The following is a 23,094-nucleotide window of genomic DNA, read 5'->3' as shown; positions in this document are numbered from 1 at the left end:
CGGTAATATGACCGTCGTCCAGCACATCAACCGCGCCGCCGATAATACCGTTTCCGCCGAGGGTGGCACCCGATTTCACTGTGACCTGTCCGGTAGAAGCAGATTGATTGCCGTTGACCAGCAACACACCCTCATTGACATCCGTGATACCGGTGTAGGTGTTGTCGCCTGTCAGGATTAACGTACCGTTACCCACTTTCACCAGGCTGCCGTCGTTGCCGCTGATAATGCCGCTGATGGTGTCTGGAAGGTGTAGATTCCCCAGCGACAGTTGCTTACTACCCAGTTCGACATTACCCGCACCGGACAATGAACCTATGGAAGTCTTGCTGTTGACTGCGCTGACATCTACCAGACCGCCTGCAAGGTTGACCACGCGGGTATTTTCTGCCATCGCCTCATCGGCCATGGTCATCAGCCCACTGTTGGTCACCATGGCATTCCCGCCGCTGGCATTGTCTTCCAGCGCCAGCGTGCTGTCTTTTGCCACGCTGACCGTCGCGTCACCGGCTGTTGCATTGTTTGAGAGTACGGCTTTGGCTTTACCTGTCAGATTCAGTTTGGCACTGGCTGCTGTGACGGTATCGGCCAGCGTTAACAGGCTGTCGGCAATGTTCATGGTCAGTGATTGCAGACGGGTGTCTGCGCCGCTGATGTTGAGCGTTGCCCCATTATTAACCGTGATGGTGCTGCTCTCGTTGCTGCCGAACACGCCGGTTTTGCTGGCATTGACCGTCACATTGTTGCTATTACCGGTACCGGCAATTTCTGTGTCGCCTTTGTAGCTGTTGGCACGGTCGAGCGTCAGAATACTGCCGGCATCGCTTGAGCTACTGGTGACTTTCAGTTTGCCATCACCGGTAATCTCCCCGGTCGGCGTGAAGTGGTGCGAATTGAGATCGAATACGGCCGCATTAGCATTGGCGCCCAGCTCGATGGTGCGATTGCTGATCAAATCCGCGCCTAATTGTAGCGTCGAGGCGTTGTTAATCGCCAAATCGGTTCCGCTCTGTCCGAGGTTGTTGTCGGAGGAGATTTGCAACGTACCGCCATCAATGCGCGTCCCGCCGCGATACGCGTTATCACCACTGAGGATCAGACGACCGAGGTCGGTTTTCACCAGTGTCAGTTTGTCGTTGGTGCTGGCTTCACGAAGGATTGACTCAATGGTTGCCGTAAAGTTTTGTCCCGCACCGCCGGCGCCTACGCGCAGCAACAGTTCACCGGTCCCCGGCGTCTGCCCCGCATGGGTGGCATTTTCTGTGGTGGCCCAGGCGTTAAGTGCATCGCCTTTTACGACGTAACCATCGGCATCAAACTGCGCCCCGGAGAAGTTAACTTCACCTGCAGCGTTATCCACGGTAACGGTACCGCCTTTGGTGGTGAAGACGGCAAATGACTTCTGCGCCCACGGGGCGTTGCCCTCACCGGTGGATGTTGTCCAGTTGTTGTCGCCCTGAGCACCGATCGCCATCCATTTACCGTCGCCGCCGTCAATCTTGCTGTTGCCTTCGATGCCGGATGCGCCGTGACTCTGATTGACGGTTGCGCCATCCCAGAATTGTAGGGTAACGCCGTTGGCGTTCACCAGGTTGACCTGTTTGTCGATAGAGGTCTGGACAAAGATGTTGCTCTTATCCTGAGTGTCCGGTACAGCTCCTAACTCCAGCGTCTGGTTATTCAGCGTACCGCCGTAGTTATAAATACGGTACACACCAGGACCGAAATTCCCGCCCGATGACGTGGTGACATCCAGAGTCCCGTCCAGTTGCAAATTGCCTGCGACGTTAATCAGGTCATTCAGCTTACCGCCTGGCGTATAGGCCTGGCCCAGTTCGAAGGCGGAAGTCGTTTTGCTGCCAAGCTGCAGATTACCGTTAATGGATAACGTACCCGCACCGCCGTCACCAGCGCTAATCGTTGTGGCGTCGTTCATCAACACGTTGCCGCCGATAATGCCATTCCCACCCAGTGTGGAGGTGCCGCTGACGGTGGTTGCGCCACGTGCCGCGCTTTGATCGCCATTCACCAACAGCGTGCCATGGGTGACAGTTGTGTCGCCGGTATAGGTGTTGTTGCCGGTCAGACGGGTAATGCCGCCACCTATTTGCTGCAGTGCACCGATACCGGATATAACGCCGTTCAGCAGGACGTTGTTGGCGCGATTAATTGCCAGTATGCCGTTATCGATGATGTCAGATTCGGTGCTGACTTCGCCCGTGTTTCCGCCGGAACCTAACTGCAACGTACCTGTTTGCGCAATGGTGGTAGAGCCTGTGTAGCTGTTGTTGGCGGTAAAGACCGTGGTGCCGCCCGCCGCACGTTCAAACTTCCCGTCACCGCTGATAGTACCGTTATAGATTTGCGCCGCGGTGTTATCACCCTGGGTATCGAAGATAACCCTGCTGCCTGCGCCCTGGGTTGTGACATTGTAGTCGCCAATACTGGCGGCAGTACTGGTTGGCTCGACATGGTCGCCGGTGCGCAGCGTTGCACCATTGTTTACAGCAATAGTTTTGCTTGCCAGATTCAGGTTTTCAACGATGCGGACATCCGCGTTTGACCCGCTGAGGGTCAGCGAATCCCAGCCGGTGCCAATATTCGTGCCGGTAGTCAGGTTGTCGCTGACCAGCGTTCCAATCTTCGCATCTTTTGTATCGGTGAAGGTGAGGGCGTTGCCCGTACCGGCAGCGGTAATGATGTGGCGCGTGTTCTCCAGCGTCACATTGCCGATGTTGGCTTTATTGTTACCGCCAGTACCGGCGAAATTCACTTCACCGGCATAGGTGCCGCTACGCCAGTTGAAGGTGTCCATACCTTCACCGGTATTGATTACGCCGCTGGTGACACCGCCGCTGATATCAATGGTGTCATTGCCTTTACCAGACTGAATGGCCACCGCAGTGTCGGTGATGGCCTGCAGGGTGCCGGTGTTGGTAATGGCTTTACTGCTGTCACCGCTGGCGTCGATTACCGGGGAGGTGGTGCTGGCAGAGATAATCTTGCCACGGTTGGTTAACGCGCTGACGTTTTTCGCGATGATTGCCGAACCGCCAGCGCTGTCGTGTACGTTAATGTCGGCCTTGGTGTCGATGCGGCCATCAGTATTGGCGCGGATACCGCTGCCTTCACTGTTCAGTACCTCAATGGTATAGCCTGTGCCGATGGTCAGATTGCCCGTTACTGCGTCACCATTGCGCTGTTCAAAGGCGAAGCCGGTACCTTTACCGTTAACGTTAAGGATGTTGTTAAGCCCATCTTTCATGTTCAGGGCTACGCTGGTGCGGATCCCCGCGCCGTCGTTGGAATCGATGGTCACATTTTGCAGTGTGATATTGGTGTTGTTAGCATCGTTTTGAATGCCTGCGCCCGTGCCATCAGCACGGATCTTCACATGCTGCGCTGACAGGTCGCCGGCTTTATCTGCCAGGCGAATGCCATCAGCAGTACCGTTGGTGGTAATGCTGTCGCCACTAATGCCGTTAATCTGCAGGCTGGCCCCTTCCGTCAGTAATACGCCAGCGGTGCCATCATCAACCTTAACCTGGCCCAGTTGATTAATTTGCGCACTGGCACCCGACGCGCGAACGCCGATGCCGTTGCTGACATGCAGGGCGCTGGAGGAGTTGTTGGTTAAGCTACCGCCTTGTTGAACGTCCACGCCGATACTGTCGATGCTGGCCAGATCGATAATTGATTTGGTATCGAGGATCAGGTTACCCAGATTTCTCGCTATATAGGCGATCACTTCATTGCCACTGGCTTCAGAGGTGATCTTCGCGTTTGAAGTAAGCGTAGTGCTGGTGGCATTACCCTCTGCGCTGCCATTCAACCGATGCGCCTGGCCATCAACCACCCCGGCAACGGTACGTTCACCTGTTAAATTAATGGTGGTTTTGTCGCTGATATTACCGCTGGCGCCGCCTTCGATGACCAGTGCTGCGGAATCGCTACCCTGCACGGTAAATGTGGCTTCACCAGTATCGACTTGACTGCCTGCACCGGTAGCGAGAACGCCAACGGAGTTCTTACCGCTGAGGGTAAGGTCAAGGTTGGAGCTGGCCTGGCCGCCAGGAGGGGTGGTGTTACCGGCCAGCAATGCGCCATTGGCGATACGGAAAATGGTGGTGCGATCCTGACCGTTGTCATTCATCACCGCCTGACCAATATTGGCGATCGCGTCTTTCCCATACAGATAATAGCCAATCTGATCGGTGTTGTTGAACACCGGGCTACTCAGGCTATCAACGTTAGCAATGGCGTTATCACGCACGTGTACGCCGATGTTCCCGGCCTTGTCCAGCGTAATGTTGGAGTAGACGTTGACCACGGCCTGACCTTTGGCGCCTCCTTCAGCCCAGATGGCGTAGTTACGATCGTTGATGCCACCCGTACCGCCCACGATAATAGAGCCTGTGGCACTGGTGGTTACTTCGGCATTTTTGTTATTGGCGCTGACGTGGATCCCCACGTTATTCGTGCCGTTGACGTTAATCTTGCCGTCGTTGCGGATTTCCTGATTATTTTCCGTGCCGCTGTCACGCACGGAGATGCCGTAGTTCTTGTTGTTCCCCGCATCCCCATTACCATTGATGACGATGTTGCCCGTATTCAGTACGTTGCCTGTTGCGTTGCCGATCAAAATTCCTGCCGCGTTACGGACACCGGTGCCCAACGTGATGAGACCGTTGTTAATCACCTCTTTGGCGCTTTTGGTCATAATTCCGGCGCTCAGGCTGGCACCACCTGGCATGATGACATCCTGGGTCAGGTTACTTGCGTCACGACCAAGGTAAATAGCGGCATCAGCACTGTTGGTAAAGGTCGCATTTCCGGCGACTTCCACGCCAAAGGCGGTGCCGTCACCGTAAGACGCACCGTTTTTACGTCCGTCGACGACGTTAATATTGCCGTTATTGACACCTTTTGCCTCGCCGGACAACTGCATACCAATAGCCAACGTCAGCGAAGTATCAGGTTTATCCTTGCTCCAGGGATCGGCGGCAGATGCGGTGCCGAAGTTATCGGTGGTGATCGCCTGGTTGATGGTGCCTTCGTTGGTGATAACGCTGGTACCTTGTCCCTGCATACCGAATGCGCCGTAGCTGTTAACGTTCTGATTACCATCTTTATCAATGAACAGACCTGAGTTGATAGTCCCGCGGTTGGTTGCCTCGGCGTTTTGCGCCAACATGCCAATCGCCAGGCTTTGCCCGCCAGAACTGCGTAGCGCATTCAGCTCGCCGAGGTTGTTGATAACCCCACCATCAATGGCTTTCATGACGCCATTGATACTGCCGTCAACGGCAATTATCGCCTCTTTGTTCAGAGTACCGGTGGTGCCAGCGCCGTTGGCATAAATGGCATGCAACTCACCGCGGGCGGCAGTGGCGTTGTTGATATGTGACTTTCCATCGGTCCAGACTTTGTAGTCCCAGGTGAGTTCATCAGACGGCTGACTGGAATTAATTAAGCTATCGATATACCCGGCATACTTTGCTTGTGCTGCTGTGACGGTGGTGACCTCTTCAGCCTCCAGCCACAATTGGATTTGGCTGACCTTATCGCCATTGGCATTTTCTGCGGCGTCGGCACTTCTGCCCAACAGGAAGTCGTTAAAATCAGCCAACTCCTGCGTACTGGTAATGGTGAATGTGCGCACCCCGGTTTCGATAACCTTGCCATCTGCATCATAGCCATAAGTCATCAGCGACACATCATCGCCAAAGACAGAGGTTTGCGCTGAGCCGGTGAACGTTTGTGTGGGGATCACGGGTGCTGCGTTAAATTTTATATAGTTGTCAGACTGCCAGTTTACCTGGCTGTTGGCGCCTTGTGCTTCCAGTAAGGAGGAGTCTTTGGCCAGTAACTCGATGGTATTGGCTTTGTCGCGTACATTGAGGGTGTCATTACCTATGTTCAGGTTGGCCGTAGCACCATCGGTTGCCAGCGCGATACCAAACTGCTTATAGATTTCAGACCTGGTTGCATCATAAGTATTTAATACGGAATCGCCGATTTGCGATTTAGTAAGAAAGCTACTTAACACATTGGTATCATAGACCTTAATGGTTTCTGTGCCGTCCGGGAATGCCGGGTCAACCACCTCGAAGTTTTCGCTTTGAGAAGGCGTAGCCGATTGGTTATACGTCAGGTATTCCGCCAGCTCTTCTGCTGTGGTGATTGTTTTTGCACCCTGGCCTGGGCTGGTAGCCTGCAGCGTGATTTTTCCTGTTCGCAGTAACTCACTGATGGTGGTTGATTCTACAACGCCGCTTTGACCCGGATTAATCGTCGGGATTGCGCCGCTGATATTGAGTGTCTGACTGGCAGTATTATTTTCATATAAGAAGCCGTAGTCGTGGGGAACCTGATAAACGCCTGCAGAAATACCGTTCTGGAAGTCGTCAGAAATATTTCGATCGCCCGTAGTGGTAATCTGCGCAGCTGAGGCCATCATCGTAGCGCCACTTAATGCGCTGGCGGCCAGTACCGCAACAGTTTTACGTGAACTGCTTTTTTTCTTACCTCTGGTTAATTCAGAGACGACAACCCAGATGCCGAGTGCCGCGTTCCAAATAATGCTGTAAACCTTATTCATATATAACCCTCGTTTACATTCCTGTTATGTATGTGTTAATGCGTTGAGTTGTTGGCGATGGTTGGCACGCGGATGTGCTACCCGGTATGTCGATTTTCGAAAATAGCGATCCCTTCCGGGCCAGGCGGAATTAAAAAATGAGCCGAAAGAAAATCTGTTAATAATTAACTGTGATTACTATCCTTAAATAAGTCAGTTACGGCTGGCTATAGTGAGAAATGGTGTACTTGAGCCGGGTATTACTTTTACCCAGCTTTCTGGCAATGTTGCTTTTGTACGCCCCGATTGTTTTTTCGCTTTTTTGCGATACTCCGGCGATTTGTGCCAGTGACCACCCGCGGGCTAGCATCATCATCACATTGAATTCGTTGGTCGTTATTTTTGTTTGTAGTTCTTTGATATTGCGTGGATTTTTTCTGTCGATGATACGAGTGATTGTTTGCAATAGCTGATCAAGACTGGTGTCCTGATCGAGGAACTGCAGGGCCATTCCGCACACTGTTTGAAAAATAGAAAAAGTGGCTTCATCGGCTAACACGATGATCGTTGTGGATGGTCGTATAGCCATGTTGCGGATAATCCTGGCATATTTTAAAAAATCTGACTTGTCAGGATTAATAATGATGCAATCCGTTTTATAAGATAGCGTTTGGACGGCAGAAAGCGTCTGGGAGGAATGGTACGCGATATCAATATATAATGATGAGCCACGTAGGATTTCTCGCATGCCTAGCCAGGGGTAAATTGAGTCACCCAAAAAAATAGCTTTAGACATAACGATCTCCTTGAAATTTTGGTGCAAGCAGTCGCCTCTTTTTTTGGTTAAAAAAGAGTTTCTCGCGATGCATGAAATGTTAATTAATTCTCGTATGCCCTAAATAATTCAAGTTACAGGAAGTCCGGGGAGAGAATTCCCTGGCGTACAGATACTATGTGGCTGAGGTGAACTAACGCAGCCAACGCATATGTAACTTGAAGTATGACGGGTATATTTCGCTCTTTGCTTTGAACGTATCCTTATTTATTCGGATATCAACAGATAATATCTGTCTTTATTTAAATCATTAACTATTCTTAAAGTGGATATTACACTTTGTTAAAATTTAAGATAAATCGTTTATATCACCTCTGTGAAGATGATTGATAGATTTCGCTTATTGATCGGCGAAGTTTTGTGTCCGTCGATTCGATAATGACAGGGGATTCCTATAGGTTTAGAGGGGGAATACTGTTAATTGTTATTAATTTCAAACAGATATGTGATTTTCTTAACGGGGTAGGAAACAACCAGGAGAATTCTTAATCAAAGGCCGGGCAGGGAAGGAGCTAAATGTTTGGAAGGGGAAAATAGTGTTTAATTTGAATTAATGGGCTGAAAATGAAAATAATTTAGATTTATATTCTTGTTTTGTTAATATTTTAAGGTGTTTAATCTGAAGTAAGCTTTTTGTGCTTAATCTGAAAATCAGTCTTGCAGCCGCTTTTTTGTCTGCTTTTTGTACGCGCATTTTCTCAGCCAGCCAATAGCTCTTGCTCCACTTGTTGTACCTGCATTTCCAGCGTAGTGCGGATTTCGGTCAGTGCCCGTTGCTGATCGGAGAAGTAGGCTTCTTTGTCTGTTACTGAAGTAGCAAGACGCCAGGCGTTTTCTGCTTCCAGATCGCTAATCTCTTTGAGCAGCGCATTAATTTGCTCCCTGAGCTGCTGAATCTTGCTACGTAAATGCTGCAGATCGTTTAATCGATCACTTGCCATCATCGGTTCGAGTCCGCTTTGTAACTGGGTCAGCAATGCCCGAACTGCGGCCAGATCGGCATTTTGTCGTGCCTGATTAAGCTGCACCATCATCTGATGGGCTTTCTCTTTCAGGTCATCCGCTACCACGTCCGGGTGGCAAAGGCGACTGGCCTGACGCCACAGGCGTTTTAACTCATTACGTTCATCCGCTGAAAGCCGCTGGTCGCGGGTGTAGCGGTGCTGCGCATCCTGCTGTTGTTCCTGATATTCATCATATTCGTGGCTGGCTTCCTCCTGTGCCTGACGGGTCGCGCTGTCGTCCTGGCGAGAAAAGTCGTTTTCCAGTTCACGAATTTCCGCCAGCAGGGCGGTGATAAGCTCAGTCTGTTGCTGAATGCGCTGGCGAGTTTCCACGGATTCGCGGGAGTCCGAACTCAGATTTACCCAGTGCTGCTTGAGTTTCGCCAGTTGATCAACGGCCTGTGAAATATAGTGCAGACAGGACTGATAATCTTTTTCGCGACGTTTTCGTTCTGCTTCTTGCTTACGTTGTGCGCTGGCGGCCAACTGCTTACGCAGTTCGAGAATTCGGCTCATTAACGGTCCGAGGCGAAGATGATACAGGTCATTGAAATCATCGAGGATTTGAATGCGCGTGTTGCGCTTATCAATCAGATCACGCAGTTGGGTTTCAAGCGCTTTCAGTTCGAGCTTACTGGCGGCAATGCCGGGGTCCTGCCACGTTGATACTGCGCGCTGGGATTGTAGCCAGTGCGTAATTTCACGCAGGGCATCGCCGAAACGCCGTTCTTCAATCGCCTGCACGATGACGCCGGGAATGACTGGCAAAGGTTCATTTTTCAGATGCGCCAGCTGCTGGAAAATAATCTCTTCATCTTCCAGTTCGATGGCGCTTTTGACGATCTCAAGTCGTTTAATGATCTTATTCATGACAGTCGTTGCCTGGCGTGGTTCAAAAACGAGTGACTGAACCACGACAGGTTCACCCGTTTGAAAATGTTGGAAAAACAGTAAAGTGCATTCTGTGGCCTGCGATGCCTTTTCGTCCAGAATAATTAACTGTAATTATGAAAAAGCGGTACTGGCGCGCACTTCTTCATGTCTTTAAACCCTCGTTTCATCTTTTTTATTCACCGGCTAATTATTCTTGATCTGATAAAGATAATGCGTATAGTTCTCATTCTCTTTTGATATTAACAATCTGCGTGAATTCTGGTAAGGATCCTGACAATGAAAAAAACAACATCCGCTCTGGCATTGTTGGCTGCCGTTGCATTGAGCGGCTGCACAGCTAACGCCACGCCAGCCAGTAACCCGCTGGCACAGGAAAAAGCAATCGCACCGGCAGCAACGGATATTCAGCAACGCGCACTGGCTGACGGCTTGTATGAAATGGCGCTGAGTCCTGCGGGTGATGCGCTGTACGTCGCCAGCGCGGAAGGGTTCAAAGATGTTCAGGGTGGGGTGGTTTACAAGCTGGATCCGCAAACGCTGAAGACCATCGGTCTGAGCCACACCGATCTGAAAAACTTTGGTATGGCTATCTCGCCAGACGGTAAAACGGTGTATGTCACCAACTCTCTGGATGGTGGTCTAAGCGCGCTGAATGCCGCAGACGGCAAAGTGAAGAATCGCGTGCTGTTCCCGGAACGTAACCCGCAAGGTTTCCCATACGGTGCGCGTCAGGTACTGCTGCATAACGGTCTGCTCTATATTGGCGCCGTTGCCGATCCGGCGGTGATCTGGGTGGTTGATGCCGAAACGCTGAAACTAAAAACCCGGATTAAAAATACCGGTAAATGGATGACCGGACTGCATTACTCAGAAATGACGCAGCGTATTTATGCGGCAAATGGCGGCGGTGAAATCCTGGTTATCAACCCGCGTACTCAGCGCGTTGAAAAACGCTGGCAGCCGCTGGGCGATAAACCCGCGTTGCTGTTGAATATGGCGGAAGACCCGCAAACCGGTCGCCTGTTTGTCACCGACAATTCCAAAGCGAAAACGACATTGGTGTTGGATATTCATACGGGCAAGCTGCTCAAACAACTGGATATCGGGGATTCTCTGGCGGTGAAATTCAATGCGAAGCGTAATGAAATCTATATTACCCAGCGTGATTCCGGAAAATTGCTTAGCCTGAACGCAACGGATTACAGCGTGAAGAAAAGCTGGGAGCTCCTCCCCAATCCAAACAGCCTGTTGCTCTCTGCTGATGGCCAAACCTTGTTTGTCACCGTGAAACAGAAATTCAATAAAGACCACTCCACCTCCGCGCCAGATAACGTGGTGCGTATTGATCTGAATAAATAATAACAACATGTTGCCGGGGCGCTCTCCGGCAACGTCGTCAGACTTTTAATGGCATGGCTATGGACAAGACTAAAACATACGCACAATTAATGAGAAAAACTGTGCTGGCTGCTACTATTGGCGCGCTTTCCGGCACGGTGAATGCTGCTGAAACCCCGACAGAAGCGGAAGATACCATTGTCGTACAGGCTGCAGAGGGACGTGATTTTAAACCCGGTGGCGATACGTTACTGCCTGCTTTCCTCGACGGCCAGGTCGCCAATGGCGGCAGGCTGGGGATGCTTGGTCAGCAAAATGCCATGGATGTGCCATTTAACGTTATAAGCTACACCTCAAAACTGGTCGAAGATCAGCAAGCTAAGACCGTAGCCGATGTTGTCGCCAATGACGCGAGCGTGCAGGCGGTGCAAGGCTACGGTAACTACGCAGAGACATACCGTATTCGCGGTCTGAAACTTGACGGCGATGATATGACCTTTGGTGGATTATCAGGTGTGCTGCCGCGCCAGGTGGTGGATACGCAGATGATCGATCGCGTTGAAATCTTTAAAGGCGCGAATGGATTGCTCAATGGCGCGGCCGGTAGCGGCGTTGGCGGAATGATTAATCTTGAACCCAAGCATGCAGACGATACGCCGATCACACGCCTTGGTATGGACTACACCAGTGACTCACAGGTGGGAACGTCGCTCGATGCCGGACGTCGTTTTGGTGACAATAACCAGGTCGGTGCCCGTGTGAATCTGTTGCATCGTGAAGGGGAGGGGGCGGTTGACGACGATAAACGTCGTACCACGCTGGCATCGCTGGGACTGGATTACCGTGGCGACCGTTTCCGCAGTTCATTAGACGTCGGGTATCAAAAAAAGACGTTTCACGGCGGTAACATGGGGATCAATGTCTACTATGTACCATTTGTCCCCGATCTGCCGAAAAATACGCACAACTATAGCCAGAGATGGGGTTATAGCGATATTGAAAATGAGTTCGGAATGGCGCGCACGGAATATGATCTGACCGATAACTGGACCGCTTACGCTGGTTTAGGTGCGCAGCACGCGCATGAAATTGGTTTGTACAGTGCCCCGGAAATATACAACCAGGCCGGTGACGCCAAAGCCGGACGCCTTGATACCAATCGTATTATTGATGCGTTCAGCGGGATGGCAGGGCTGCGCGGGAATTTTGATACGGGTTTTGTGTCACATAAGGTTAATGTAGGCTATTCCGCCGTCACTAAAGAAGACAAAATCGCCTGGCGCATGGGGTCACGTGCCGCACGTCCGGACGTCAATATCTACGATACGCAAGCTGTAGCAAAACCAGCGGTGACGGCGACGGGAGGTAACTATAGCGATCCGTTAACCAGTGGACGTACGCGTAGCCAGGGGTGGTTACTCAGCGATACGTTGGGCGTGCTTGATGATCAGCTTCTGTTTACCGTCGGTGCCCGCCACCAAAAGGTCGTGGTACGTGATTACAACAAAGAAACAGGCGCTGAAAACGTTAAGAACAGTTTTGATGACAGCCGCTGGATGCCGACGTACGGTGTCGTATATAAGCCGTGGCAGGAACTTTCTCTTTATGCGAATCATACCGAATCGCTACAGCCTGGCAGCACCGCGCCAAGCAGTGCGGTGAACTACGGTCAAAGCACCGGAATCATCCATGCAAAACAGAATGAGGTTGGGGTCAAAACAGACTTTGGGCGTGTAGGCGGTTCACTGGCGCTGTTTGAAATCAAAATGCCGGTTGCGCAGTTGGATAGCCAGACCCGGTATTACGCAATCAACGGTGAGCAGCGTAATCGTGGCGTGGAGCTGAATGTATTTGGTGAACCGGTGTTAGGACTGCGGCTGAACGCCAGTGCAACGTGGCTGGATGCGACGCTCAGTAAAAATCAAAACGGTGTCAACAACGGTAAGACGGCAATCGGCGTACCGGACTTCTATGCGGTGCTGGGGGCTGAATATGATATTAAACCTGTTGAAGGACTCACCGCGACGGCACGGCTGAACCATTCTGGCGCTCAGTATGCCAACGCGGCAAATACCAAGAAACTCGACAGTTTTACCACACTGGATTTAGGTGTGCGTTACCGTATGTCACTCAATCAAAATCAGAACCAGATGATTTTGCGTGCAGGGGTCGATAACGTCACCAACGAGAATTACTGGTCAGGTATTGATGATACCGGGACTTATCTGTTCCAGGGCGAGCCACGCACGCTGAAGGTTTCCGTCAGTTACGACTTCTGATTTTTTTCCTGGGCCTCGGTGCGTTGGGCAAGGATGCCCGGCGTATCCAAACGATTGCGCCTTGCGACAACCAGGTTGAAATGTTAAAAGAAGCCCCTTCAATAAAAACCACACAGGGGTAGGGCGTGAAAAACGCGTCAACTGCATCTGACACCAGCGTGTCTGATGCCGCGTCGACGAATGAACCGACGCTTCAGCGGGGGTTGCAAAACCGCCATATTCAGTTAATTGCGCTGGGCGGCGCAATTGGTACAGGCTTGTTTCTGGGAATCGGCCCGGCTATTCAGATGGCGGGACCTGCTGTATTACTCGGTTACGGTGTTGCCGGGATTATCGCGTTTCTGATCATGCGTCAGCTGGGCGAAATGGTGGTTGAAGAACCCGTTTCCGGATCGTTTGCCCACTTTGCCTATAAATACTGGGGTCCGTTCGCGGGTTTCTTGTCTGGCTGGAACTACTGGGTGATGTTTGTGCTGGTTGGCATGGCAGAACTCACCGCAGCCGGAATTTATATGCAGTACTGGCTGCCTGATGTCCCAACCTGGATTTGGGCCGCGGCTTTCTTCGTGATTATCAATGCGGTCAACCTGGTCAACGTGCGTCTGTATGGCGAAACGGAATTTTGGTTTGCGCTGATCAAAGTCCTGGCGATTATCGGCATGATTGGCTTTGGTATCTGGATGCTGGTTTCCGGCAACGGTGGCGAACATGCAAGCATCGATAACCTCTGGCGTTATAACGGCTTTTTCGCGACTGGCTGGAATGGACTGATCCTGTCGTTGGCGGTGATTATGTTCTCGTTTGGTGGTCTGGAACTGATCGGAATTACCGCTGCCGAAGCGCAGGACCCGCAAAAAAGTATCCCGAAAGCGGTAAACCAGGTGGTGTATCGTATTTTGCTGTTTTACATCGGCTCATTGGTGGTGCTGTTGGCGCTGTATCCGTGGGAGGAAGTGAAATCCAACAGCAGCCCGTTTGTGATGATTTTCCATAATCTTGACAGCAACGTGGTGGCTTCTGCGCTGAACTTTGTCATCCTGGTGGCTTCGCTGTCGGTGTATAACAGTGGCGTCTACTCTAACAGCCGTATGCTGTTTGGTCTGTCGGTACAGGGAAATGCACCGAAGTTCTTAACCCGAGTCAGCCGTCGTGGCGTACCGGTAAACTCATTGATTCTGTCCGGCGCGATTACGTCGCTGGTGGTGCTGATCAACTATGTGTTGCCGCAAAAAGCCTTCAGCCTGTTGATGGCGCTGGTGGTTGCGACGCTGCTATTGAACTGGATTATGATCTGTCTGGCGCACCTGCGTTTCCGGGCGGCAATGCGTCGTAAGGGGCGTGATACTCAGTTTAAAGCGTTGCTGTATCCGGCGGGTAACTACGTGTGCATCGCCTTCCTTGGTATGATTCTGGTGCTGATGTGCACCATGGATGATATGCGCCTGTCCGCTATCCTGCTGCCCGTGTGGATCCTGTTCCTGTTCGTGGCCTTCAAACTGCTGCGTCGCAAGTCCCGCTAATATCTAACCGATCTCATCCTGGTGATGAGATCGGTCCTTTCTTCATGCTACCGATTAACGCTGAAAGACACCTGCCAGGGCGCGAATATCATTTCCGGTAGGGGATTGATGAATGCGTAAACCAAACTCTTCGACGACGGCAAAAATATGGTCGAAGATATCAGCCTGAATACTTTCATATTCCAGCCACACCACCGTATTGGTAAACGCATAAATTTCAATCGGTAAACCGTGGTCATCTGGTGCAAGTTGGCGCACCATTAATGTCATATCTTTGCGAATACGCGGGTGGTGGCGTAAATATTCGTTCAGATAAGCGCGGAAGGTGCCGATATTGGTCATCTGGCGATGATTCAATACGGACTCAGGCGCATCTAATTGCTGGTTCCACTCGCTGATTTCCTGGTGACGCGTGGTCAAATACGGTTTCAGCAGATGCGCTTTATGCAATCGCTGGCGTTCATCTTCATCAAGAAAATGAATGCTGGTGGCATCGATGCTGATGCTGCGTTTAATCCTCCGACCACCGGAAGCCGACATCCCGCTCCAGTTTTTAAACGAGTCTGATACCAGCGACCAGGTGGGGATCGTGGTGATGGTATTATCCCAGTTGCGCACTTTTACGGTGGTTAAGCCAATATCAATAACCGCACCATCTGCGCCGTATTTCGGCATTTCCAGCCAGTCACCAAGCTTGAGCATATCGTTGGCTGAAAGCTGTATTCCGGCCACCAGACCGAGAATCGGGTCTTTAAACACCAGCATTAATACGGCTGCCATGGCACCCAGACCGCTTATCAGTATTGCCGGCGATTGGCCTATCAGCAGGGAAATCATCAGGATCCCGACGAGGATGGCGGCAATCAGTTTGATACCCTGAAATATACCTTTCAAGGGTAACTGGGATGCGGCAGGGAGTTTTTGCGACAGGTTGAGAATAACGTCCAGCAGAGAAAACAGGGACAGCAGGGCGTACATCATGATCCACAGCTGTGCGCAAGTCACTAATATATCTGCCGCTTCACTGCCTTTTTGTAGCCAGAGTGTGGCCTGTATATTGACGATGATACCTTGTAGCGTAAACGCCAGACGGTGGAATAATTTGTTCTGCGTGATAATTTGCAACCACAGACGGGAACTGGTGCTGGCACGTTTTTCAAATGCGCGTAATACCACCCAGTGCAAAATAACGTGAACAATAATGGCGGTGATAAAAATAATGCCAAAAATCATCACCAGCGAGGTGGTGTGATTTATTTCAATGCCGAGTTCTTCTACCTGAGATATCAATTCCTGCATAATGTCTCCTTAATAAACAGCGGTCTATGATGACCGCTGTGTGGAGCTTATGCAAATGTGGGGATCAGACTTCTGTCAGCGTCGTTTCTTGCGGCAGACGTGATTTTGGCAGGGCGGCGTTGAAGTCTTCTACGCTGTGATGACCCACCGGGACCACGACAACGCTGGTGTAACCTTTTTCTTTCAGACCAAACTCTGCATCCATCACTGCCGCATCAAAGCCTTCAATCGGCACTGCATCCAGACCCATTGCTGCAACGCCCAGCAGGAAGTTACCGACGTTCAGGTACACCTGTTTTGCCATCCAGTGGTTGTCATCTTTCAGTTCTTTGCGATGCATATCAGCAAAGAAGGTACGACCTTTGTGGTTTGCGGCTTTGGCTTCAGGGGTGGCGAAGCGTCCATCGCGCTCTTCTTGATCCACCACGCGCTCCAGCCACGCATCGTCCATCGCCGTTTTGGCGCAGAACACCACGACGTGGGAAGCATCCAGCATTTTACGTTCGTTGAACACGAAGCCGCCGGCTGCGGACTTGGCCACCCGCGCTTTTCCTTCGTCAGTGCTGGCAACGATAAAGTGCCATGGCTGAGAGTTGGTACTGGACGGACTAAACTGCAGCAGCGTTTTTAATTTTTCGGCCTGCTCAGCGGTCAGTTTTTTAGTCGGATCGAATGCCTTAGTGGAGTAACGTTTTAAGGCGACAGAAACAATATCCATAACTACTCCTGGTGGTTTTTTATACCCTGCGGGTACGTTTTGTTTCAGCAGGGTACAGGGTTAGCGGGAAAATGATAAGACCGAAAAATGCAAAAACACTTATCGACGCTAACGATAAATCAGCCAGGCCGCAGGCGTTTTTGATCCCGCTTAGGCAGGCCGTCTACCACCCGATGCCATGAGTCGTTCACCAGGTCAGTCAGTAATGACTCGCTAATATCATCGCCGGGGTAGACGGATATCCAGTGCTTTTTATTCATGTGATAGCCCGGTTCGATACTGCGGTAAATCTGCTGATTCAGCAGTGATTTTTGTGGGTCTGATTTCAAATTAACCAACGGATGACCGCGCTGCTCTGAGACAATCATAAAAATCTTACCGCCGACTTTGAAGACATCGTATTCCGGGCCGAACGGCCAGCATTGCTCAGTAAAAGGCAGTTCGAGCGCAATACGTTTAGCACAAGCATGCAGCGTTTGGCCGTCCATTATTTTTCCTCGCGGGTCAGTGCGCGCCACATGGCCTCAAACCCCATCGAAATATATTCATTCGCGCGGGCAGGATCGCGGGCGGCAAATTCCATGGTTGTTTCTGCCAGTGAAAGAAAAAGCCCATCACCGAAGGCACGATATTCGTCAGACATAAATTCAGGGCGAACGGAACGATGACATAAATCGCGCAGTTCCGGGAACATATCATCAGCCTGCTGTTCGGTTTCTTTGCTGATCTTTTCGCTGACGGCCAGTTGGCGGATAGTGCGATGTCCACAAGTATGGTCCAGACCCCAACTGATGTAGCTGTTCCAGATGTAGTGAGTCATGGTTTTGGCATCGGTCACTGAGCGATCCAGATTTGCCATCATTGACTGGCAGAGGTCTTGCTTTAAATGGAGGTAAAGCTCGTTGATCAGATCATCTTTTGTTGCGAAATAGCGAAACAATGTTCCCTCTGCGACACCTGCATTGCGGGCAATTACGGCGGTAGAGGCCGCAATGCCTGATTGTGCAAATGCTGCGGTTGCAGCTTCCAGTAATGCCTGTTTTTTGTCTTCACTCTTCGGACGAGCCACTACACTTTACCCCTAAGTCTGTAAAAAAATAGGATTGAATCACGGCCTTTGCAGCACCGCAACGGCGAATGTCAAAGATTGAAAATCATCTTGACGACAAACTTTCGATTTCTATAATGAGTGCTTACTCACTCATAATCAAGAGTCAGTCGCGCAACCCAGCGGAAAGGGGGCGCGTTTAAGGTCAGGATATGAAGCGTCTCACAGTTTGTGTGGTTGTTATTATGCTCATTGCCGCAGCAGCAAGTTTACCGTTTGTCCTCAATGCCGGATTTGGTCAGGCGCCGCAAGGAGCACAACTGAGTCAGGTTGAACAGTCGCCACACTATCGTGATGGACAGTTTCATAATCAGGTCCCGACCCCGGGCTATACCGGCAACAAAGGTATGCTGGCGGCCTGGTGGGAGTTTCTGATCGCGAAGCGAGAAAACGCGCGACCCGCGCAGCCGTTACCACTGGTTGCGACCGATCTCGCCAGTTTATCGCCAGAGCAGGATACCCTTGTCTGGCTGGGACATTCCTCGTGGTATTTACAGTTGGCGGGCCAGCGTATTCTTATTGATCCGGTGTTGAGCAATTATGCCGCACCGTTTTCATTCCTGAATAAAGCTTTTGCTGGTGAGTATCCGTGGACCGCGCAGACGATGCCGGAGATCGATCTTCTTATTATCTCGCATGATCATTATGACCATCTGGATCTTGCCACCATCAAGGCCCTGATGCCGAAGATTAAGCGCGTGATTACGCCACTTGGCGTGGGATCGCACCTGCGTTACTGGGGAATGAACAGCGAGATTATTGAGGAACGTGACTGGAATCAATCCGTCAAAGTGACGGACTCGCTGATCGTCCATGTCCTGCCGGCCCGCCATTTTTCTGGCCGGGGGATTAAACGTAACCAAACGCTGTGGGCCAGTTTCATGTTTGAAACGCCGGAACAGAACGTTTACTACAGCGGTGACTCCGGCTACGGGCCGCATTTTAAAGCGATTGGCGAGCAGTTTGGCAAGGTCGATTTGGCAATCATGGAAAATGGTCAGTATGACCCGGACTGGAAGTTCATTCATATGATGCCGGAAGAAACCGCCCAGGCCGCGGCCGATCTCCACGCGAAAGCGGTATTACCCGGACATGCGGGTCGCTTCGTTCTGGCAAAACACACCTGGGATGATCCCTACAAAAGACTGGCACTTGCCAGTCGCCGCCAACATTACCGATTGCTGACGCCGATGCTGGGTGAGCCGGTAGCACTGTCCGAACCGGACCAACAGTTTACGGCCTGGTGGCAGCAGGCAACGCAATGAACAGAGGGGAGAGCATGATGACGATTTCTGCTCAGGTAATTGATACGATTGTTGAATGGATTGATGATAATTTGAACCAACCCTTGCGCATTGATGATATTGCGCGCCATGCGGGGTATTCAAAATGGCATCTGCAACGCCTTTTTTTGCAGTACAAAGGCGAGAGCCTCGGGCGTTATATTCGTGAACGTAAGCTATTATTAGCGGCACGCGATCTGCGCGATACCGACCAAAAAGTTTACGATATCTGTTTGAAGTATGGCTTCGATTCGCAGCAGACTTTCACGCGTATTTTTACCCGTACGTTTAGCCAGCCGCCTGGGGCGTATCGTAAAGAAAATCACAGCCGCACGCATTAACGGTATACGGGTTCTCGCGGGTCTATTCTGCCAGCGAGAACCAACGCCGCCAGATGAAGCGCAGTACAAAATATTCAATCACCCCGAGAAGCAAGAACCACAGACAAAACAACAAAGTATAAAACTGATTAAGATCCATTAAATGAAAGGTTGTGACTAACTTTTGCGCCAACACCAGGCCAAGCGAAGGGGCGGGCAGCAGCAGGCAGGAAAGCAGAGCCAACAGCAGTATCCCGGCGGCGGTAATCAGTGATTCAAGCGGGTGTTTCATGGCATTGTTAAACTTGAGTTAAAAAGCCATTGTCCGGGATCTCGTTGGTTAACGCAAACGTCACGCTTAATGCCCCGCCCAGATCTCACAGTGTTTTTTCACCAGTCCACTCAGCGAGCCACCGTTTGCCACAAAATCACGCATGTGCCGCACCTCATTGTGACCCTTTTTCACCTGCTGATGTAAGGTGTGAACGGCACTCGCTGCCCCTACTTTTTCAGCCGACGCAGCGACAGTGTTCAGTAAGCGTAGCGTGTCATCCGCCAGGCAGTGGTGATCCCCGGTATTCACGTCGGTGAGAATTCCTTCCATACCAAAACGACAGGCCTGAAAACGGTTGAACTTGTACAACAGATAATCATTTTCCTGATGCCTGAATGGCCGTTCGGTGAGTAACCAGTGGGCGGTAGCCTGAATTAGCCCGGCTATGTTGAGGGCGTGCTCAAGGGTCAACGGGGTGTCCATCACCCGTACCTCTACCGTGCCAAAATGCGGACTGGGGCGGATGTCCCAGTGCAAATCTTTAATGCTGTCAATCATGCTGGTATACGCCAGTCGGCGAAAGAGCCTGGTAAATTCCTGCCAGTTGCTTACCCACGGCATCGGGCCATTATCGGGAAATCCGGAGAAAATGTTCAGCCGTGCGCAGGCAAAGCGTGTATCGGCAGCCTGCATATAGGGGGAGGCCGCAGAGAGCGCAATAAAGTGGGGGACAAATCGTGACAGGCCGTGCAGCAGGTAAATCGCATCGTCACCGTTGGCACAACCGATATGAACATGCTGACCGAAAACCGTTGCCTGCTGAATAAGGTAGCCGAAGTTCTCCAGGTTCCGCCGATAGCGTTCGTCATCACACACTTCCTGACGCTGCCATGTCTGAAATGGGTGCGTACCACCACCGCAGATTTCGAGGTGAAGCGTTTGGGCTGCGCGCAAAACAAGGTGTTGTATGGTGGAAAACTGCGCGGCCGCCTGGTCAACATCGCAACACACCCCGGTCGCCATTTCCAGCATACTTTCGGTGATATCGTGCTTCACCTCGCCGACAGTGAGTTCTGACTTCACGGCGTCAATCAACCTGGACGCGTCCTGACTCAGATCGTAGCCCGGAGGATTGATTACCTGCATTTCCAGTTCAATACCTAACGTAAAGGGGTCTGAGACATGAAAATCGGGTAGTGACATCGTGTTCTCCTGAGCGTTGATTTCTAATCAGTATAGAAGGGGCGGCGATTTTCTGTGCTGCGTGAAAAATCCCTGGCCAGCGCTTTGAAGGTGAAATGGCGGGTGCTATAACGTGGTTTTTGCTTGCATAACAGGGGGTGAACAGTGCCAGAGATAAATCTGTATGGGCAAACGGTGGGTGATGCCCTACCGGACTGGAATGGCGCAACTGCGCTGCCACGGAGTGTGCTTATCGGACAATATTGCCGTCTGGAGCCCCTGAATGCTGACCGCCATGCCGCCGATTTGTTTGACGCCTACGCGCAGGCACCTGACGAACGTGACTGGACCTGGCTTGCCAGCACGCGTCCTGCGAGCGTAGAGGAGGCCGTGCGCTGGGTCACGGGCAAATCAACGGATGCCACTTTGGTTCCCTATGCGGTGATTGATTTACAATCCGGGCGCGCCGTGGGGTTAGTCTCATTTATGGCGATCGACCTTGTAAATGGCTCGGTCGAGATAGGCCATGTGACCTGGTCGCCACGAATGAAGAATACGGTGCTGGGTACTGAAACCGTCTGGCTGTTGCTGCGCCAGGCGTTTGCGCTGGGCTATCGCCGCGTGGAGTGGAAATGTGATTCCCTGAACATCGCATCCCGACGTGCGGCGGAGCGTTTAGGGTTTATCCATGAAGGGCGCTTTCGCCAAAAGATGGTGCGCAAGGGCCGTAATCGCGACAGCGACTGGCTATCAATGATTGACGATGAGTGGTCACAGTGTGACGCTGTTTTGCAGCGTTGGCTGGCAGCGGATAACTTTGATGAAAAAGGGCTGCAGCGCCAGTCACTGGCGGCATGTCGGCAGCAATAGTACGCTTCAGAAAAATTAACGATGCGCCCGCAGTCAGTACAGTCATGGCATGGGCGCATTTATTATGGGTGCTGATTCACTAACGGGTTTGCCAGCGGGTACGTTCGACGGCGCTTTGCCATTCATGCCAGCGTTTTTGCAGTCTTCCATGGCGTACCATATCGGGCTGGAACGACACGTGATCGGGCAGGTAGTCGTGTAACTGGCTGGTTGCTATACCCAGCAGGTTCTTGCGTGCCAGCAGTCCTGCACCTATCGCGGAAAGTTCAGGGATATCGCTGCGCATGACCGGACAGCCCAGCAAATCAGCCTGATACTGCATCAGCCAGTCATTTTTTGTTGGTCCACCGTCAACCATTAACGCACTGAGTTGAAAGCCTTTGTGCTGGCGCATCGCGGATACAACATCGGCAATCTGATAGGTAATGGACTCTAGTGCTGCACGTACCAGATGTGCGCGCTTTACTCCGCGGCTAAGACCGTGAATCAATCCTCTGGCATCTTCATCCCACCAGGGGGCGCCCAGTCCGGTCAGTGCCGGAACAAAATAGACGCCCAGTGTCGAGTCAACCGTAGCAGGCAGTGTATTGAGCTCGTGCAGCAATTGCGCGTCCGGTAATTCGCTAAGACCTGTGCTATCGGCCATCCATGCGACGGCGTCCCCGGTATGCGGAATATTGCCCTCCAGACCGTAGACCAGGGTATCACCATCATGCCAGGCGATGGTCGTTGCCAACGCGTTCACCGCAGACTGTGTCGTGAATACAGGAGCCATAACGGAAGATCCGGTGCCATAGGTGGCTTTGACACAGCCTTCGGTCCCCAGTCCATGAGCAAACAGCGCGGCATGAGAGTCGCCGATCATCGCCAGAATAGGGATGCCATCAGGTATCGTCGCCAGGCCTTGTGTGACGCCAAAAGGGTAGCTGGAAGGACAAATTTCAGGCAGTGCCTGTCGTGGGATACCAAACAGCGCCAGCATCTCGCTATCCCATTGGCCACTGTTCAGATTGAGCAATTGCGTACGCGAAGCGTTCGAGATGTCGCAACGAAATGACTGGCCGTGTGTCAGGTTCCACAATAACCAGCTATCGATGGTTCCGAGACATATTTCGGCTTGCTGTGCGAGCGCCATACCGTTGGGAACAGACTCCAGTAGCCAGCGCATTTTAGAGGCAGAAAAGAGCGGGGCGACGGGTAATCCGGTGGCGGATTTTATGTGTGCCTCTCGGCCCTGTTCACGTAATGCACGACAAAAATCGGCCGTCCGCGAACACTGCCAGGTGATGGCAGGGCCGATGGGGCGTCCGCTGGTACGATACCAGCCGATCGCCGTTTCACGTTGATTGCTGATCGCCAGCGCGGCGACGCGATGTGCGCCAACGGCAGCAATGGCTTGTGCCACCACAGCCAGCGATGCTTCCAGCAGCGCATCGCCCGACTGTTCAACCCAGCCTTCGCGGGGCGTGTGGATCGCCAACGCCCGGGAGAATTTCGCGACCACATTTCCCTGGCTATCCAGCGCGACGGCTTTGGCATTGGTGGTGCCTTCATCGAGCGCAACAATAATGTCTTTTTGTGCTGACATTG

The 23,094-nt window shown here is 51.7% G+C and carries 16 protein-coding genes; 6 read left to right on the top strand and 10 right to left on the bottom strand.

Going from position 1 to position 23,094, the window contains the following annotated elements; all coding sequences use genetic code 11:
- The 3 genes from FDX03_RS01430 to FDX03_RS01420 form a co-directional block, all read right to left on the bottom strand.
- Positions 1–6,601: autotransporter-associated beta strand repeat-containing protein (locus FDX03_RS01430; RefSeq protein ID WP_249356961.1), on the bottom strand; the 6,601-nt coding region annotated here is incomplete at its 3' end.
- 196 nt (positions 6,602–6,797) lie between these two features.
- Complete coding sequence (locus FDX03_RS01425) at positions 6,798–7,376, bottom strand: LuxR C-terminal-related transcriptional regulator (RefSeq protein ID WP_137345375.1); 579 nt, start codon at positions 7,374–7,376, stop codon at positions 6,798–6,800.
- A 737-nt stretch (positions 7,377–8,113) separates the two neighbouring features.
- Positions 8,114–9,289, bottom strand: a complete 1,176-nt coding sequence (locus tag FDX03_RS01420) for a DnaJ family molecular chaperone (RefSeq protein ID WP_048212354.1) — start codon at positions 9,287–9,289, stop codon at positions 8,114–8,116.
- A 300-nt stretch (positions 9,290–9,589) separates the two neighbouring features.
- Between FDX03_RS01420 and FDX03_RS01415 the strand changes: the two genes are divergently transcribed.
- The 3 genes from FDX03_RS01415 to pheP all read left to right on the top strand — a co-directional run bounded on the left by FDX03_RS01415 (position 9,590) and on the right by pheP (position 14,450).
- Complete coding sequence (locus FDX03_RS01415) at positions 9,590–10,672, top strand: YncE family protein (RefSeq protein ID WP_061067475.1); 1,083 nt, start codon at positions 9,590–9,592, stop codon at positions 10,670–10,672.
- A 59-nt stretch (positions 10,673–10,731) separates the two neighbouring features.
- A complete protein-coding gene (locus FDX03_RS01410) occupies positions 10,732–12,930 on the top strand; it encodes a TonB-dependent siderophore receptor (protein ID WP_061067476.1) in 2,199 nt (732 codons plus the stop codon).
- A gap of 125 nt (positions 12,931–13,055) precedes the next feature.
- Positions 13,056–14,450, top strand: coding sequence for a phenylalanine transporter (gene pheP / locus FDX03_RS01405; RefSeq protein ID WP_137345374.1), 1,395 nt, complete (start codon positions 13,056–13,058; stop codon positions 14,448–14,450).
- Between the two features lie 54 nt (positions 14,451–14,504).
- On the opposite strand, the gene FDX03_RS01400 is transcribed toward pheP, so the two are convergent.
- The 4 genes from FDX03_RS01400 to FDX03_RS01385 form a co-directional block, all read right to left on the bottom strand.
- Positions 14,505–15,749 carry a mechanosensitive ion channel family protein gene (locus tag FDX03_RS01400; RefSeq protein ID WP_061067478.1) on the bottom strand — a complete coding sequence of 415 codons (1,245 nt, stop codon included), beginning with the start codon at positions 15,747–15,749 and terminating at the stop codon, positions 14,505–14,507.
- 64 nt (positions 15,750–15,813) lie between these two features.
- Positions 15,814–16,467, bottom strand: coding sequence for an oxygen-insensitive NAD(P)H nitroreductase (gene nfsB / locus FDX03_RS01395; protein WP_061067479.1), 654 nt, complete (start codon positions 16,465–16,467; stop codon positions 15,814–15,816).
- Between the two features lie 119 nt (positions 16,468–16,586).
- Complete coding sequence (locus FDX03_RS01390; RefSeq protein WP_137345373.1) at positions 16,587–16,955, bottom strand: MmcQ/YjbR family DNA-binding protein; 369 nt, start codon at positions 16,953–16,955, stop codon at positions 16,587–16,589.
- Positions 16,955–17,536 (bottom strand): TetR/AcrR family transcriptional regulator, encoded by a 582-nt coding sequence (locus tag FDX03_RS01385; RefSeq protein ID WP_048212348.1) that lies wholly within the window; start codon positions 17,534–17,536, stop codon positions 16,955–16,957. Before FDX03_RS01385 ends, FDX03_RS01390 begins: the two co-directional genes overlap by 1 nt.
- A gap of 191 nt (positions 17,537–17,727) precedes the next feature.
- Between FDX03_RS01385 and FDX03_RS01380 the strand changes: the two genes are divergently transcribed.
- Both FDX03_RS01380 and FDX03_RS01375 read left to right on the top strand, forming a co-directional pair.
- Entirely contained in the window at positions 17,728–18,840 is a 1,113-nt protein-coding gene (locus FDX03_RS01380; RefSeq protein ID WP_048212347.1) for an MBL fold metallo-hydrolase, read from the top strand.
- A gap of 17 nt (positions 18,841–18,857) precedes the next feature.
- Positions 18,858–19,199, top strand: coding sequence for a RamA family antibiotic efflux transcriptional regulator (locus FDX03_RS01375; protein WP_005122005.1), 342 nt, complete (start codon positions 18,858–18,860; stop codon positions 19,197–19,199).
- 22 nt (positions 19,200–19,221) lie between these two features.
- Here FDX03_RS01375 and FDX03_RS01370 read toward each other — a convergent pair whose 3' ends face one another.
- Positions 19,222–19,470, bottom strand: coding sequence for a DUF1158 family protein (locus FDX03_RS01370; RefSeq protein WP_137345372.1), 249 nt, complete (start codon positions 19,468–19,470; stop codon positions 19,222–19,224).
- Positions 19,471–19,536: 66 nt separating this feature from the next.
- A complete protein-coding gene (locus tag FDX03_RS01365) occupies positions 19,537–20,655 on the bottom strand; it encodes a YbdK family carboxylate-amine ligase (RefSeq protein ID WP_048212346.1) in 1,119 nt (372 codons plus the stop codon).
- Positions 20,656–20,799: 144 nt separating this feature from the next.
- Between FDX03_RS01365 and FDX03_RS01360 the strand changes: the two genes are divergently transcribed.
- Positions 20,800–21,504, top strand: coding sequence for a GNAT family protein (locus FDX03_RS01360; protein WP_115600793.1), 705 nt, complete (start codon positions 20,800–20,802; stop codon positions 21,502–21,504).
- A gap of 79 nt (positions 21,505–21,583) precedes the next feature.
- On the opposite strand, the gene FDX03_RS01355 is transcribed toward FDX03_RS01360, so the two are convergent.
- Complete coding sequence (locus FDX03_RS01355) at positions 21,584–23,092, bottom strand: FGGY-family carbohydrate kinase (protein WP_137345371.1); 1,509 nt, start codon at positions 23,090–23,092, stop codon at positions 21,584–21,586.
- Positions 23,093–23,094 lie beyond the last annotated feature (2 nt).

The organism is Citrobacter sp. wls827 (assembly GCF_005280875.1).
In the GTDB taxonomy this organism is placed as follows: Bacteria; Pseudomonadota; Gammaproteobacteria; order Enterobacterales; family Enterobacteriaceae; genus Citrobacter; species Citrobacter youngae.
The sequence above is the reverse complement of the archived record's forward strand: the minus strand, read 5'-3'. Positions and strand labels throughout refer to the sequence as shown.

Coding starts and splice junctions, on each gene's coding strand:
- FDX03_RS01420 (WP_048212354.1), bottom strand. CDS start 9,289: ATGAATAAGATCATTAAACGACTTGAGATCGTCAAAAGCGCCATCGAA.
- FDX03_RS01370 (WP_137345372.1), bottom strand. CDS start 19,470: ATGAAACACCCGCTTGAATCACTGATTACCGCCGCCGGGATACTGCTG.
- FDX03_RS01365 (WP_048212346.1), bottom strand. CDS start 20,655: ATGTCACTACCCGATTTTCATGTCTCAGACCCCTTTACGTTAGGTATT.
- FDX03_RS01375 (WP_005122005.1), top strand. CDS start 18,858: ATGACGATTTCTGCTCAGGTAATTGATACGATTGTTGAATGGATTGAT.
- FDX03_RS01390 (WP_137345373.1), bottom strand. CDS start 16,955: ATGGACGGCCAAACGCTGCATGCTTGTGCTAAACGTATTGCGCTCGAA.
- FDX03_RS01380 (WP_048212347.1), top strand. CDS start 17,728: ATGAAGCGTCTCACAGTTTGTGTGGTTGTTATTATGCTCATTGCCGCA.
- nfsB (WP_061067479.1), bottom strand. CDS start 16,467: ATGGATATTGTTTCTGTCGCCTTAAAACGTTACTCCACTAAGGCATTC.
- FDX03_RS01410 (WP_061067476.1), top strand. CDS start 10,732: ATGGACAAGACTAAAACATACGCACAATTAATGAGAAAAACTGTGCTG.
- FDX03_RS01355 (WP_137345371.1), bottom strand. CDS start 23,092: ATGTCAGCACAAAAAGACATTATTGTTGCGCTCGATGAAGGCACCACC.
- FDX03_RS01425 (WP_137345375.1), bottom strand. CDS start 7,376: ATGTCTAAAGCTATTTTTTTGGGTGACTCAATTTACCCCTGGCTAGGC.
- FDX03_RS01415 (WP_061067475.1), top strand. CDS start 9,590: ATGAAAAAAACAACATCCGCTCTGGCATTGTTGGCTGCCGTTGCATTG.
- FDX03_RS01400 (WP_061067478.1), bottom strand. CDS start 15,749: ATGCAGGAATTGATATCTCAGGTAGAAGAACTCGGCATTGAAATAAAT.